Genomic DNA, 13,929 nt, shown 5'->3' with positions numbered 1-13,929 from the left:
CCTTCGGGCAGCCACCTTCCCCAAAACCACCCCACGCCCCGCTGTGGACTGGTCCACTTTGTAGAGGGGAACAGGGCTACCGCACAGCAACACACCACAGGAGGCCGCCGGTGAGACGAGCGCGCCCGGGGGCGCCGCCCCGAGGCACGGCCGACCGAACCCTGACGAGTGTCGGAACGGGGACGGATACCGACCGGAATCCACGCCCGGCGGACACCGTCCGACGGGAGCCGGTCCCGACGGCGAGGAGGGAGCCGGCGCAGTCCAAGCTCTGGCACATCACTCTCAGCGTCTCGGGAGCCGAGGTACCGCTGGCGGAGGTCAGACGCGGTCTGGAACAGCTCGCCCACGACCATCCGTTCCTGCTGACCAGCCGCTACGCCAACGACCACGCGGAGATCCGCTACTGGGAAGAGGCCCGCGATCTGCACGACGCGGCCGCCGTCGCGCTGCGGCTGTGGGGCGAACACCGCTCCAGCGCCCAGCTCCCGCCCTGGGCGATCGTCGGCCTGGAGGTCATCGACCGCGAGACCTACCACCTGCGGGTCGCCGAGGGCTACGGGCCGCCGCCCGCCGCCCCCGTGGGCGTGCACCCCTACTGAGCCCGGCCGGGCCGCGGGCCCGGAACCGGTCCGTCGAGGGGCGAACCGCCGGCCGGCCGCCCCGGTCCGGCCGCCCCGGTCCGGTCGGCCCGTGCGTCGCCGGGAGTGCGCCCGCACCGCGGTCCGGTCGTCTCGCATCACGGGATGCGGGACGGATGCCCGCAGCGCGCGCATTACCCTGCGGGCATGACGACGCTCTCGCCCTACGACAATCTGTCCCCGGTCGCGCAGACCGCCTACCGGGCCCGTGGAGCCGCCGCCGACATCGCGCCACTTCCGCGCGCGGCCAAGGACGACGCGCTGCTGGCCATCGCCGACGCCCTCGAAGTGCGCACGAGCGAGATCGTCGAGGCCAACGCGCTGGACGTCCGGCGCGCCCGCGAGGCCGGGACGAGCGAGGGCATCATCGACCGCCTGACCCTCACCCCGGAACGCATCCGCGCCATCGCCGCCGACGTCCGGGACGTGGCCGCCCTGCCCGATCCGGTCGGCGAGGTGGTGCGCGGCTCGACCCTGCCCAACGGCATCGACCTCCGCCAGGTGCGGGTCCCGCTCGGCGTGGTCGGCATCATCTACGAGGCCCGGCCCAACGTCACCGTCGACGCGGCCGCCCTCTGCCTCAAATCCGGCAACGCGGTCCTGCTGCGCGGCTCCTCCTCCGCCTACGCCTCCAACACCGCGCTCGTACGGGTGCTGCGCGACGCGGTCGGCGGCTCCGGACTTCCGGCCGACGCGGTGCAGCTCGTGCCGGGCGAGAGCCGTGACTCCGTACGTGAACTGATGCGGGCCCGCGGCCTGGTCGACGTCCTCATCCCGCGCGGCGGCGCCTCGCTGATCCGTACGGTCGTCGAGGAGTCCACCGTCCCCGTGATCGAGACCGGCACCGGCAACTGCCACGTCTACGTCGACGCGCAGACGGACCTGGCCATGGCGGTCGACATCCTGATCAACTCCAAGGCCCAGCGCCCCAGCGTCTGCAACGCGGCCGAGACCCTCCTCGTGCACCAGGACGTCGCGGACGCCTTCCTGCCGCTCGCCCTGGAGGCGCTCGCCGAGGCCGGGGTCACCGTCCACGGCGACGAACGCGTCCTCGCCCACGCCGAGGGGTCGAAGGCCACCGTGGTCGCCGCCACGGAGGAGGACTGGGAGACCGAGTACCTCTCCTGCGACATCGCCGCGGCGGTCGTCGACTCCCTGGACGCGGCGGTCGCCCACATCCGGCTCTGGTCCTCCGGCCACACGGAGGCGATCGTCACCACGTCACAGGCCGCCGCCCGCCGGTTCACCCAGTTGGTGGATTCGACCACGGTCGCCGTGAACGCCTCCACCCGCTTCACGGACGGCGGACAGTTCGGCTTCGGCGCCGAGATCGGCATCTCCACGCAGAAGCTGCACGCCCGGGGCCCGATGGGCCTGCCCGAGCTGACCTCGACGAAGTACATCGTCACCGGGGACGGACACGTCCGCTGACGGCGGCGCGGGCCCCGCCGGTCCGCGCGTCGTGACGCCGCGCGGACCGGTCGGCCCGTCCTGCGGGCTCCCTCGGGGCGATCCGGGGGAGTTCACCGGGTCCCTGCCGAAATGGCCCCGGCCGGGCTACGCTGAATCCGTGCCGGACGACGTGGGGGGCAGGCCGTTTCCTGACGGCTGGGAGCCCGACGACGACCGCGGGGGCGCGGACGAGGACTTCGCCTCCGTGGTGTTCGACGAGGACTTCGTCCGGTCGGCCCCCGTCCACGAGCCCAGCGCCGTGGAGCGTCTGCTCGCCGCCGCCGAGGCCCGCGCCGAGGCCGACGCGGCCCGCGCCCGCCGGAGCCGCCGCCCCGACGACGACCCGTACGGCCCCTATGACAGCCCCCGTGGCTACCACGACCCCCAGGACCTCGACTACGACCCGGACCACGGCTCCGGGGGCGATGCGTACGGTCCGGGGCCGTACGGCCGTCACGGCGGCTCCCTGCGCCCCTACCGCAACTCCGCCCGCTGGCACCGGCCGGTCGCCTGGCTGCTGGCCCTGGTGATGGGCGTCGGCATGGTCTCCCTCGCCTTCACCGCGGTCTACCGCGGTGCCTCGAACAACCGCCAGGACCAGGTGCCGCCCCCTGCCAGCAGCGGCGTGGACAAGCCCGGAGCCGCCCCGTCCGCCTCCGCCGACTACTCCCGCCCCACGGTCTCCGCCGAGCCACGGGTCCCCTGAACCGAACCTCCCCCCCGGGTCACCCGATCGCCGACGGATGCCCCTGGGTCTTCCGCGCTTCCCGGCGGTCTCGGCGTTTACGTGAGCCGGGATCGACCTACCCTCAAGATGTGACCCCTCGTTCCCAGGGGGGCTTCTCGCTGCCGGACCTCCCCCCAGGAGGTGTCCGGCGGATCAGGCCGTTGCGCACTGAACCGACCGGTGTGGAGATCGGGAGAGAAGTCATGACAGGCCGCTCAGAACCGCCGGACGGCCCGCCCGAGAACGCTGCGGGCGGCGAGGACGAATACCGCTCGCTCGTCTTCGACGAATCGTTCGTCCAGGCTGCCCGGATACGGGAACTCTCCGCCGAGGAGCGGATGGGCCGGCACACCCGCGCCATCCGCACCCTGCCCGAGGAACAGATCCTCGTCCACGGCGGCGGCAGCTCGCGGGCCGCCATAGCCCTGGTCGTCCTCATCGCCCTCGCCTTCACCGTGGCCGTCTACATCGGCTTCCGGAGCCCCTACCCCCAGCCGGCCGTCCGCCGGGCGGAACCCCTGCGGACCACCGTCATCCCCCTGGCCCCTCGGGGCGCCGTACCGGGCGGATCACCCGAGCGGCTGTACCGGGCCGGGCCGGTCTCCGGTTTCCGCTCGGGCGCCACCGGCATCAACTTCCCCGCCGTGGAGCGCACGCGGAACTTCTCCGACAGCCAGATCACCGCCGCCCTCGCCACGGTCAAGGACTACCTGGTGGAGTCGTCCCTGAACCCCGACGTCCTCACCGGCTCCGTACGGCGGCCCGTGGAGCATCTCCTCGACCCGGACCAGCGCGCCCAGTTCGAACGCAGCCTGAGCAGCCCGGAGGACGACGGGAGCCACGCCGCCACCGGCTGGCTGGTGCGCTTCGACCCGGCGCGGGTGGAGCTCGCCGACCCCGAGGTCCGGGTCCGGGGCACCCTCGGCTACGAGGAGGAGGCGGCGGGCGTCCTCGGCGTCGTCTCGGACCACACGTTCACCTACGCCCTGCGCCCGGCGGACAGCTCCCCGCGCGACGGCGACACCTCCCTGTTCACCGTGCGGCGCGCACTGCACTTCCGCTTCGACCGGGAAGACCTGCGGCTGCACCGCCTGGAGGTGCGCACCGCCCACGTCCAGGCGGGGCCGCAGTCCTGCGCGGCCGACGCGACCGGGATGTTCCGCCCGCTCCTGGCCGGGGAACGGGCGGACGCACGCGGACCCGCCGCCACCGACCCGTACGCCACGGGATCGCCCACGGCGGCCCTGTGCGGAACGCTCGCGGCCGTCAGCCCTTCGTCGGCCCCGCCGTCCCCGGACTCCCCTCCTCCGGCTCCTGGGGCCGGCCCGGCGCACCGCTCCCGCTCGTAGCGGAACCGCTGCCGGAGCCCGCTCCGGTGAACTTGTCGCGCAGCTTGCCGCCCAGGTCTCCGGCGCCCCCGGCGATGTCGCCCACGAGCTTCATCAGCGGGTCCTTGCTCGTGCGCACCGTGTCCGCGTAGTGCGCGGCGGACTCCCGGAACGAGTCGGTGACCGAAGCCTCCTTGTCCTCGTCACGCCGCACGTAGTGGCCGTCCATGAGCCGCTGGAACTCGCGGGTCTCCGACCACTTCTTCAGCTCGGCGGCCCGCACGGTGGTGAACGGGTGGGTGCGGGGCAGCACGTTGAGGATCTTGAGGACGGAGTCGCGGAGGTCGCCGCCCTTCTCGTACTCGTCGGCCTGGGCGAGGAACGCGTCCACGTTCATCTCGTGGAGGTGGTTGCCCCCCGCGATCTTCATCAGACCGCGCATGGACGCCTGTATGTCCTGGCCGACCAGGAGACCTGCCCGGTCCGCGGACAGCTCCGACTTGCGGAACCACTCGCGCAGCGCCGTCACTATCGCCATGATCGCCACATTGCCCAGCGGGATCCAGGCGACCTTCACGGCGAGGCCGGTCAGGAACAGCAGTATCGTCCGGTACACCGAGTGGCCGGAGAGGGCGTGGCCCACCTCGTGGCCCACCACCGCCCGCATCTCCTCCTCGTCGAGCAGCTCGACCAGGCCCGTGGTGACCACGATGATCGGCTCGTCCAGCCCGATGCACATGGCGTTCGGCTGCGGGTCCTGCTTCACGTACATCGGCGGGACCTTCTCCAGGTCCAGGATGTAACACGCGTCGCGCAGCATGTCGTTGAGGTGGGCGAACTGCGCGTCGCTCACCCGGACGGAGTCGGAGAGGTAGAGCAGCCGCAGGCTGCGCTCCGGGAGCAGCCCGCTGAGCGCCTTGAACACGGTGTCGAACCCGGTCAGCTTGCGCAGGGCCACCAGGGCCGAGCGGTCGGCCGGGTGCTCGTAGGCCCGGGAGGAGATCCCCGGGAATCGCCGGCGCTGCCTGCTCGGCACGTTCTCGTGACTGCTTTCGGTCATGGATGGCCCCCTGTTCGTACGAGACGTCGCTCGTCCCCCGGACAAAAGCCAGCGTATGTGCTGGCGCTACGGTGTGCGGGGGGCTGTGGATAACCGTGAGGAGCGCCCGAAATGCCGCACACCGCCGTACTGCTCGCCGCCGCGGCCGAGGAGCAGGGGCCGGGTGACACCCTCCGGATCGTCCTGCTCGTCTCGATCCTCGGAGCGGTGCTGCTGGCCAGGTTCCTGCTGCGTGGATACCGCAACGACGACAACAACGACTGAGTCGCCGTGAGCGTGCCCGAGGGTCCCGCATACGATGGCCCCGACGTCTTCCTTCCGATTCACGATCGATAGGTCCTGCCGAAGATGAGCCTCACGAGCACCGCACACCAGCTGGCCACTCTCGCCTCCGGGGGCGGTGAGGGCGGCGGCAACCACGAAAGCCTCAACCCCTACGTCGTCGGCGCCGGAGCCTTCCTCGCGCTGATGCTGCTGCTGTGGATCACCACGAGCTTCAACCGCGACCGCTGAGCCGGGGCGTACAGCTGTGCCAGTAGGCTCTGCACGCATGGGAGAGCAGGAAGTGCCTACCGGCCCCGGCAGACGCCGTATCGGCGTGATGGGCGGGACATTCGACCCGATCCACCATGGACACCTGGTGGCGGCCAGTGAAGTGGCCGCCCAGTTCCATCTGGACGAGGTCGTCTTCGTCCCGACCGGGCAGCCGTGGCAGAAGAGCCACAAGAAGGTCTCCCCGGCCGAGGACCGCTACCTGATGACGGTCATCGCCACCGCGTCCAACCCGCAGTTCTCCGTCAGCCGCAGTGACATCGACCGTGGCGGACCGACGTACACCATCGATACGCTGCGGGACCTGCGTGAGGTCCACGGCGACGCGGACCTCTTCTTCATCACCGGCGCCGACGCGTTGTCCCAGATCCTCACCTGGCGCGACGCGGAGGAGCTGTTCTCGCTCTCCCACTTCATCGGTGTGACCCGGCCGGGTCACGTGCTCACGGACGACGGACTGCCCAAGGGCGGTGTCTCCCTTGTGGAGGTGCCCGCGCTGGCGATCTCGTCCACGGACTGTCGTGAGAGGGTCGCGCAGGGGGAGCCGGTCTGGTACCTGGTGCCGGACGGCGTGGTCCGCTACATCGACAAGCGCCAGCTGTACCGCGGCGAATGAGCCACGGAGAGGGGCACCGGTGAACGACCGCCAGAACCCGTACGACCCGTACTACCAGGAGCCGCAGATCGTCGGCTACGACGCGTACGGGCAGCCGGTCTACCAGCAGCAGAGCCGGCCGCACGGCCGGCAGTACGACCAGCAGGGGCAGGGCTACGACCCCTACGCCGCCCAGCAGGGAGAGGGGCTCCCGGCCCAGGAGGCCGGTTACGGCCACGGGTACGACGCGTACGGCAACCCCGTGCAACAGCCGCCGGCCTACGACCCGTACGGCGGGCACCAGGGGCAGACGCACCAGGGGCAGACGCACCAGGGGTACACGCCGCCCGGTCAGACCCAGCAGGGGCAGGGGAGCGGCCAGGGGTACGGCTACGGCTCGTACACCGGGTACGGCGACCACGGCTACGCCACCGGACAGCAGCCCTCAGCCGTCGTCGAAACCGGCGAGCACTGGGGCATCCCGCAGCAGGGCGCGGCCCCGGCGCCCGAGCGGACCGGGCAGCAGCCCCCCGTGCAGCAGCGGTCGCCGGAAGCGGCCGACGTGGAAGCGGAGGCGGAAGCCGCGCTTCCGGGGCAGCGCCGGCCCGCCCCCGACTACCGCACCGAGCAGTTCTCGTTCATCGAGGAGCCCGACGAGGACTCCGAGGACGTCATCGACTGGCTCAAGTTCACCGAGAGCCGCAGCGAGCGGCGCGAGGAGGCCCGGCGCAAGGGCCGCAACCGGATGGTCGCCCTGCTGGTCGTGGCCGTTCTCGTCGTCGTCGGCGGGGTCGGCTACCTGTGGTCCGCCGACCTGATTCCGGGCCTCTCCGGATCGGACGGGAAGAAGGCCGTCGCCGCCGGCGCCCAGCAGCGCGACATGATCGTGGTGCACCTGCACGACACGAAGACGGGCGGCACCTCGACGGCGCTGCTCGTCGACAACTCCACGACCAAGCAGGGAACCACCGTCCTGCTGCCCAACTCGCTCGCCGTCGCGGGCGACGACGGGACCACCACCACGCTCGGCAAGTCCGTGGAGGACGACGGCAGGACGGGCACCCGCGAGGCGATCGACACCCTCCTGGGCACCCGGATCACCGGCACCTGGCGGCTGGACACCCCGTACCTGGAGAACCTCGTCGAGCTGGTCGGCAACATCGAGGTCGACACCGACACCGATGTGCCCGGCGCGAAGAAGGGCGAATCGCCCCTGGTGAACAAGGGCGAGGCGCAGACGCTCAGCGGTCCGATGGCCGTCGCGTACGCCACCTACCGTGCGGAGGGCGAGCCCGAGGCCAAGCAGCTGGCGCGGTTCGGCGAGGTCATGCGGGCCACCCTGCGCAAGATCTCCGAGGACCCCAAGGCCGCGACCGTCACCGTCGAGACGCTGCTCCAGGTGCTCGATCCGTCGCTGCCCGAGAAGGACCTCGGGGCCTCACTCGCCAAGCTGGCCTCGCGCGCCAAGGTCGGCGACTACAAGACGGCCGTGCTGCCGGTCCAGGAGGACGGCACGCTCACCGAGGCCGACACCCGCGATGTCGTCAGGAACGTGCTCGGCGGCACGGTGAAGGCCCCCGAGGCGGGCGCTCCGCTCCGGGTCGCCGTACGCAACGCCACCGGGAACCAGAAGGCGGCGGAGGCCGCGCGGGTCCAGCTCGTCAACGGCGGTTACGCCTTCGTGGCCGGCGGCAAGGCGGGGACCGAGGCGTCGTCCGTCGTGCTCTACCGCGCCGCCGAGGACAAGGCGAAGGCCGTCGAGGTGGCCAAGACGCTCGGTCTTTCCGCAGGTGACGTGAAGAAGGGCGAGCCGGCCGCCAACGCCGACGTGTCCGCGGTCCTCGGCCAGGACTACCAGCTCCCGTAGCCCGCCCGGGCCCGCCGGCCGGCGCTCCGGCGCCGCCCGGCGGGCCCGGAAGAAACGCAGTAAGGCTCTGTCGGCGGTCCGTGAGACCCTGGAGGTTGTATCCGACCGCCGACGAAAGCCTGCATGTGACCGCCACGGACCGCTCCATCGAGCTCATCAACGCCGCCGCTCAGGCGGCCGCCGACCGGCTCGCGCACGACATCATCGCCTACGACGTCAGCGATGTGCTGTCGATCACCGACGCCTTCCTGCTGGCCTCGGCCCCCAACGACCGCCAGGTCAAGTCGATCGTCGACGAGATCGAGGAGCGGCTCCAGAAGGAGCTCGGCGCCAAGCCGGTGCGCCGCGAGGGCGACCGCGACGCCCGCTGGATCCTCCTCGACTACGTCGACATCGTCATCCACGTCCAGCACAGCGAGGAGCGCGTCTTCTACGCGCTGGAGCGCCTGTGGAAGGACTGCCCGGAGATCGCCCTCCCCGAGGACGCGGTCAAGACCCGCGGCAAGGCCGACGAGCACGCACAGCTCAACGGCGGCACGGAAGGTGACCCGAGCTGAACGGCAGCAAGAGCGGCAAGGGCCGCAGGATCGTCCTCTGGCGCCACGGCCAGACGGCGTGGAACCTGGAGCGCCGCTTCCAGGGCTCCACGGACATCGAGCTCACCGAGACCGGTGTCGGGCAGGCCCGCCGCGCCGCCCGGCTGCTCGCCTCGCTGAAGCCGGACGCCATCGTGGCGTCCGACCTCCGGCGGGCGGCGGCCACGGCCGCCGAGCTGTCCGCCGTCAGCGGTCTGCCGGTCGCCCACGACGCCGCACTCCGCGAGACGTACGCGGGCGCCTGGCAGGGGCTGACCCACGAGGAGATCATCGAGCGGTACGGCGAGCAGTACGCGGCCTGGAAGCGCGGCGAGCCGGTGCGCCGGGGCGGCGGCGAGCTGGAGACCGAGGTGGCCGACCGGGCCGCGCCGGTCGTCCTGGAGCATGCCGACAAGCTCCCGGACGACGGCACGCTCGTCGTGGTCAGTCACGGTGGCACGATCAGGACGACGATCGGCCGGCTGCTCGGTCTGGAGGCGCACCACTGGGAAGGGCTCGGCGGGCTGTCCAACTGCTGCTGGTCCGTCCTCGGGGAGGGCGCGCGCGGCTGGCGCCTGCTGGAGCACAACGCCGGAACACTTCCGGAGCCGGTGCTCGGCGACGACGACTAGACGTCCTGCGGACGGTTGTTCCAGGGATGTCGGGGGACGGCCCGCGGGCTGTCCCCGGGCGGCTCCGGCCGGATTTCACTTTCCGGGCGGTCGCAGGCTAGAGTTCTTCTTGTTCGCAGGGCGGAAACGCCGGGAAACACAGCGAACAGCGGGGCTATAGCTCAGTTGGTAGAGCGCCTGCATGGCATGCAGGAGGTCAGGAGTTCAATTCTCCTTAGCTCCACAATCAGGATCCCGTCCCCACCAGGGGGCGGGATCTTCTGCGTGGTGGGCGCCGAGCGGGCTGACCCTCTTGCGGGGCCATGGCAGAATCGGAACGCCGGAGGGGGCGACGTACCGATCGGGAGGGAGCGCGATGCCTGCGAGTCGCGACCACGTTCCCGACCAGCGCCTTGTCACCGCCTCGCCCCTCGGTCCCGTAACGTCCGACGAACGATCCCGTCCCGGCCGGCCGTCCTGCGGTTCGTCCCATGTCGCCCCGGTGCCGGGTGACAGCGGAGGGGTCTCCTACGTGTGCACGGCCTGCGGCCACAGCTGGAGCTGACTGATGGGTGCACACAGGCGTAAGTGCGACTGGTGCGGCAGCGGTACGCCCATCGTCAGGGACATGGACCCGGTCAACGCCGAGTACCAGTATTGGTGCGAGGAATGCGCACGGGCGCTGATCATAAAAGGCGACCCCATCGAGACCTATCGGGAGCTGGAGGGGGAGCCGATCTACGGGCGGCTCCTGGAGGAGCACTGCACCCTCAAGCGCTTCTACTCCTTCGCAACCGCCTGACCGTCCGCTCGTCCGGCCGCCGTTCGGCACCGCCTGTCCGCACCCCTCTGACCTGCGGTGGAAGATCAGCCGCTCCGGACGATTCGGGCATAGTGGCGCAAGCCGGAAACGATTTGGTGAAGCACCGGGGTGACCGTGTAATGTTCTCGATGTCGCCAAGGGAAACCGGGCGGAACACAACACGGGGCTATAGCTCAGTTGGTAGAGCGCCTGCATGGCATGCAGGAGGTCAGGAGTTCAATTCTCCTTAGCTCCACAAGTTCGACAGTGAAGAAGCGGGCCGCCCGGATCGGGTGGCCCGCTTCTTCGCGTTCGGCTTTCCTGCCCGACTCGGCCTCGAAGCGGCTTCGGCCCGACGCGGCCCGGCCTCCGTCCGGATCAGCCGCGCCCGCTGCCCAGGGCGCGCCGTCCCGTTGTCGGCGGAGCCGGGCGCCGGTCGGCCGGAGGCTGCTCGACGCGGAGCGCCAGGGCGGGGTACCGCCGCACGGCACGCTGGGCGCTCCCGCGCAGATGCATCGGAACGGCGGCGTCCGCGAGTGCCGGGTAGCCGTCCGGGCTCAGCCTGATCAGCTCGGGGACGATATCGGCGCACAGACCGTGGCCCCGGCAGAGCGTCCAGTCGACCGCCAGCTTCTCGCCGCTCGGGATCGACTCCTCCAGGCCCTGCTGTCCGGACGCGGGCAACGGCAGTACCCCGGCCGTCTCCCGTCCGCAGCCACCGCCCAGGACATGGGCGGCGAGGTCGTCCGTGAACACCGACAGGGCCGAGAACAGGAACCGGGCGGAACCGTCCGGGTGTTTGCACGCCTCACGGCCCCTCACCGCCCGGGTCACCTCGCGCAGCGCCTCCAGGGCGGCGGGCCCACCGCCGTTCAGCACGTCGGAGAGCCCGCCCGCGACGGCGGGGAGCCCCAGCTTGCACGGTCCGCACTGGCCGGCGGTCTCGGCGGCCGGCCGGTTGGCTATCCGCGGGGACTCGCCGAGCGGGCAGGTGTCCGGCCCGATCGGCAGGATGGCCCCCGCGCCGAGCGCGCCGCCCGCGGTGGTCAGGGACTCGCGGGAGACCAGGGCGTCGTGCGCGGCGACCGCGTCGATCCAGTTGCCGTGGTAGCCGCCGGTCAGCACCCCCTGGGGGAACGGCGGGGACCCGGCCAGTTCCAGGACGTACCGCAGCGGCACCCCGGTCGGCACCTCGACGACCATGGGCCGCGCCACGGCCCCGGAGAGGGGGAGCAGGACGGTTCCCGGCTCGCTCGGCAGCCCGGTGTGCGCGTAGCGGCGGGGCCCGATCCGGGCGGCGACGGCGAGCTGGGCGTACGTCTCCGCGTTGGACAGCAGGGTCGGGGCCCCGCCCACCCCGGTCTCCGCCGCCCGCTCGCGCCGTCCCGGTGGCAGGGCGGGCCCGCCGTTCGCCGCCCGGATCACCGAGGACGCCTCGCCCGAGACCATGCGTTCCGGGGTGCGGACCACGCGGGCGCGCAGCCGTCGGCCGCGCCGGTCGGAGAGGCCGCGCTCGGCGAGGGCCGCGCGCACGGAGAGTTCCGTGGAGTTGCGGGTGACGGCGATGACCAGGGTGCGCGCCGAGTGCCTCCGCAGCCAGCAGAGCGCTGTCCAGGATCAGGTGCGGGGCGCGGTTGAGCAGGACGGTGTCCTTGCGGCATGCGGGTTCGCCCTCACCGCCGTTGATCACGACGGCGGGCCGCACCCCGCGCCGGATCGCCGCCTCCGCCACGGCCCGCAGCTTCCTGCCGAACGGGAAGCCGGCGCCTCCCCTTCCGTGCAGCACGACCGCTTCGGCCAGTTCGGCCAGCCGTTCACCGGTCATCGGCTTCAGCGGTCCGTGCACCTTCAGGTGCATGGCGAGGTCGAGCCGTTCCACCAGGTCGAAGCCGGATGTCAGGTGGGGCAGCCCGACGACGCGGACCTCGGGGACATCGGGGAGCGGGACGTTCACGGCCGGTCTCCTGCGGGTGTGTGCCAGGGCTCACCGGCCGGGGGCGCGGTGCACGGTCCGGCCCCCGGATCGGGTACGGCGCGGGGCGTGGGGGAGGCGAAGGGGGAGGGCGGCGGAGTGTAGGTGTGTTCCGGAGAGGTGTGCGCGGCCGGTTCCCGCCGGGGTGAGCCGTGGCGGGCCTGCGCGGGCGGTGCGGGGGACGGTGCGGGCCAGCGGGTGCCCGGCCGGGGCGACGGGCCGCTGCCGAACGACACCGCGCGGTAGCCGGCGGCCAGGCCGGGGCCGGGAGCGGTGCCCGGTCCGGGCGTGCCGTGGCCCCGGCCGGTCAGCCCCTGGTCGGGAAGGTCCGGGTGGGGGAGCCCCGGATTCGACAGGTCGTCCGGAAGGCCGAAGGCGAGGCGGTCGGCGCTGCGGGGCGGCGGTTCGTACGGCGGCTCGTGAAGGGGCCGGTGGAGCGGCATGTGAAGGGACGGCCCGGCTCCGTACAGCGTCTTCGCCGTCGTCTCCGTCTCCGTCTCCGTTTCCGGTGAAGGGGGCGCGGGCGGGGGCGCTGCCAGCGTGCGCGGGCGCATCGGCGTACCCGCGAACCCGAGGGCGTGCTCCGACCGGGTCCCGGCGGGCGGGTCGGGCCAGGCCGACGGGGCGGTCCAGGGCTCCGGGGCGGCCGGAGCCCCCGACGCGGAGCCCGCCCCGGAGGATGAGGGGAAGACGGGCTGCTCGGTGTCTCGCAGGACCGGATCGGGGGCGGCCGGCGGCCCCTGGCCCAGCAGCTCGGAGACCCGGGCGGCGATCCGCCGCTTCACCGGGTGCGGCAGCAGCCGCAGACACAGCGCCCCGGCGACGCCGGTGAGGCAGAGCCCGTACATCACGATCACCCAGGTGGCGGGCGCACGCCCCGCGTACAGACCGTGGATCAGCGCGGCGCACCAGGCCGGGTACGCCAGCGCGTGCAGGGAGCGCCACCGGCCCGCGATGCCGCCCGTATCGCGGGCGGACCCCAGTGACTGGCCGAGCCGGGCGGCTGTCGGGGAGGGCTGGGCGAAGGCGCTGCGCAGGGCGCCGGTGGCCGCCGTGACGAGCATCAGCAGGCCGGCCAGCGAGCCGAAGCCGATCAGCCCTGCGGTGCCGGTGACGCCGAGGCCGAAGGGTATGAGGGCGCCGGTCGGGGCGACATGGCCGAGGGCCACCTTCACCGTTCCGTGCAGCAGCAGGAAGCCGAGCGCGGCGATGGCGGTGGCCCGATGGACGCCTTGGCAGACGATCCGCCCGCGGGCGGAGGGGAACACCCGGTCGGTGGCCAGCAGGCCCCAGACGACGGCCGCGCTGAGCGACACCAGCGACAGCACTCCGGTGGTGAAATCGAGAGCGGCCCGCAGTGCGTCGCTTCCCACGACGGCGGGCAGAGGGGCGAAAACCAACGTGGCGGCGGTCAGACCGCCCTGCACCGGCCGACTCGGTGCGGGGCTCATGCCGGTGGATACGCGGATCTTGCGATGAGGGTTCGTGGGGGCGACTCCGAACAGTTCGGCAAAGCGGTCCCGTTGCCGCATGCTAGGACGCTCCATACCAAGCAGTACGGGCTTTGCTCTGTTGTTGTCCCGATAGAGGTCGGTACGCGGAGTAACCTCGCTCTCCGGGCGGGCCCTGCCCGTCCGGCGCCGCTCCCCACGGGCTCACGGCCGCCGCGCAGCCGGCCGCCCCGCGGTCACGTCCAGGAGCCGGTCGCTCCTCGGTCACTCCCCGCAGTGTTCCGGGGCCGTGCGGT

General features: G+C 72.3%; 14 protein-coding genes, 2 tRNA genes and 1 pseudogene. 14 read left to right on the top strand and 3 right to left on the bottom strand.

The genetic code is table 11. The annotated features are described in order from the left end of the window. Positions 1-110 precede the first annotated feature (110 nt). From QFZ71_RS08365 to QFZ71_RS08350, 4 genes are all read left to right on the top strand, one after another. Positions 111-602: a hypothetical protein gene (locus QFZ71_RS08365; RefSeq protein ID WP_307667625.1), complete on the top strand. Its 492-nt coding sequence runs from the start codon at positions 111-113 to the stop codon at positions 600-602. A 186-nt stretch (positions 603-788) separates the two neighbouring features. Continuing rightward, positions 789-2,072, top strand: a complete 1,284-nt coding sequence (locus QFZ71_RS08360) for a glutamate-5-semialdehyde dehydrogenase (RefSeq protein ID WP_307667624.1) — start codon at positions 789-791, stop codon at positions 2,070-2,072. Positions 2,073-2,211: 139 nt separating this feature from the next. Further along, positions 2,212-2,799, top strand: a complete 588-nt coding sequence (locus QFZ71_RS08355; RefSeq protein WP_307667623.1) for a hypothetical protein — start codon at positions 2,212-2,214, stop codon at positions 2,797-2,799. Between the two features lie 224 nt (positions 2,800-3,023). Beyond that, a complete protein-coding gene (locus QFZ71_RS08350) occupies positions 3,024-4,169 on the top strand; it encodes a hypothetical protein (RefSeq protein ID WP_307667622.1) in 1,146 nt (381 codons plus the stop codon). Here the strand turns inward: QFZ71_RS08350 and QFZ71_RS08345 are convergent. Further along, on the bottom strand, positions 4,087-5,208 hold the full coding sequence (locus tag QFZ71_RS08345) for a M48 family metallopeptidase (protein WP_307667621.1): 1,122 nt from the start codon (positions 5,206-5,208) through the stop codon (positions 4,087-4,089). The genes QFZ71_RS08350 and QFZ71_RS08345 overlap by 83 nt on opposite strands. Positions 5,209-5,319: 111 nt before the next feature. Between QFZ71_RS08345 and QFZ71_RS08340 the strand changes: the two genes are divergently transcribed. The 10 genes from QFZ71_RS08340 (at position 5,320) to QFZ71_RS08300 (ending at position 10,466) form a co-directional block, all read left to right on the top strand. Then, positions 5,320-5,472, top strand: coding sequence for a hypothetical protein (locus QFZ71_RS08340; RefSeq protein ID WP_307667620.1), 153 nt, complete (start codon positions 5,320-5,322; stop codon positions 5,470-5,472). 84 nt (positions 5,473-5,556) lie between these two features. Beyond that, entirely contained in the window at positions 5,557-5,721 is a 165-nt protein-coding gene (locus tag QFZ71_RS08335) for a hypothetical protein (protein WP_307667619.1), read from the top strand. Between the two features lie 37 nt (positions 5,722-5,758). Next, the gene (gene nadD / locus QFZ71_RS08330; RefSeq protein WP_307667618.1) at positions 5,759-6,376 is read left to right on the top strand and encodes a nicotinate-nucleotide adenylyltransferase; all 618 of its coding nucleotides are present in this window, start codon (positions 5,759-5,761) and stop codon (positions 6,374-6,376) included. A gap of 19 nt (positions 6,377-6,395) precedes the next feature. Further along, entirely contained in the window at positions 6,396-8,222 is a 1,827-nt protein-coding gene (locus tag QFZ71_RS08325; RefSeq protein ID WP_307667617.1) for an LCP family protein, read from the top strand. 125 nt (positions 8,223-8,347) lie between these two features. Next, positions 8,348-8,779, top strand: a complete 432-nt coding sequence (gene rsfS, locus QFZ71_RS08320) for a ribosome silencing factor (protein WP_307667616.1) — start codon at positions 8,348-8,350, stop codon at positions 8,777-8,779. Continuing rightward, entirely contained in the window at positions 8,776-9,429 is a 654-nt protein-coding gene (locus QFZ71_RS08315) for a histidine phosphatase family protein (RefSeq protein WP_307671376.1), read from the top strand. Before rsfS ends, QFZ71_RS08315 begins: the two co-directional genes overlap by 4 nt. Positions 9,430-9,579: 150 nt before the next feature. Further along, positions 9,580-9,652 (top strand) — tRNA-Ala (locus QFZ71_RS08310). A gap of 132 nt (positions 9,653-9,784) precedes the next feature. Further along, a complete protein-coding gene (locus QFZ71_RS30440) occupies positions 9,785-9,973 on the top strand; it encodes a hypothetical protein (protein WP_373465091.1) in 189 nt (62 codons plus the stop codon). Positions 9,974-9,976: 3 nt separating this feature from the next. After that, the gene (locus tag QFZ71_RS08305) at positions 9,977-10,210 is read left to right on the top strand and encodes a hypothetical protein (protein ID WP_003969224.1); all 234 of its coding nucleotides are present in this window, start codon (positions 9,977-9,979) and stop codon (positions 10,208-10,210) included. Positions 10,211-10,393: 183 nt separating this feature from the next. Next, a tRNA-Ala gene (locus QFZ71_RS08300) sits at positions 10,394-10,466 on the top strand. A gap of 122 nt (positions 10,467-10,588) precedes the next feature. On the opposite strand, the pseudogene QFZ71_RS08295 reads toward QFZ71_RS08300, so the two are convergent. Together QFZ71_RS08295 and QFZ71_RS08290 are read right to left on the bottom strand one after the other, a co-directional pair. Continuing rightward, positions 10,589-12,164 (bottom strand): annotated as a pseudogene (locus QFZ71_RS08295) (NADH-ubiquinone oxidoreductase-F iron-sulfur binding region domain-containing protein). Next, entirely contained in the window at positions 12,161-13,714 is a 1,554-nt protein-coding gene (locus QFZ71_RS08290) for a hypothetical protein (protein WP_307667615.1), read from the bottom strand. The pseudogene QFZ71_RS08295 and the gene QFZ71_RS08290 overlap by 4 nt, the downstream one beginning before the upstream one ends. Positions 13,715-13,929: the final 215 nt, after the last annotated feature.

The organism is Streptomyces sp. V2I9 (assembly GCF_030817475.1).
Taxonomy (GTDB): Bacteria; Actinomycetota; Actinomycetes; order Streptomycetales; family Streptomycetaceae; genus Streptomyces.
This window is presented reverse-complemented; position numbering and strand designations above follow the sequence as displayed.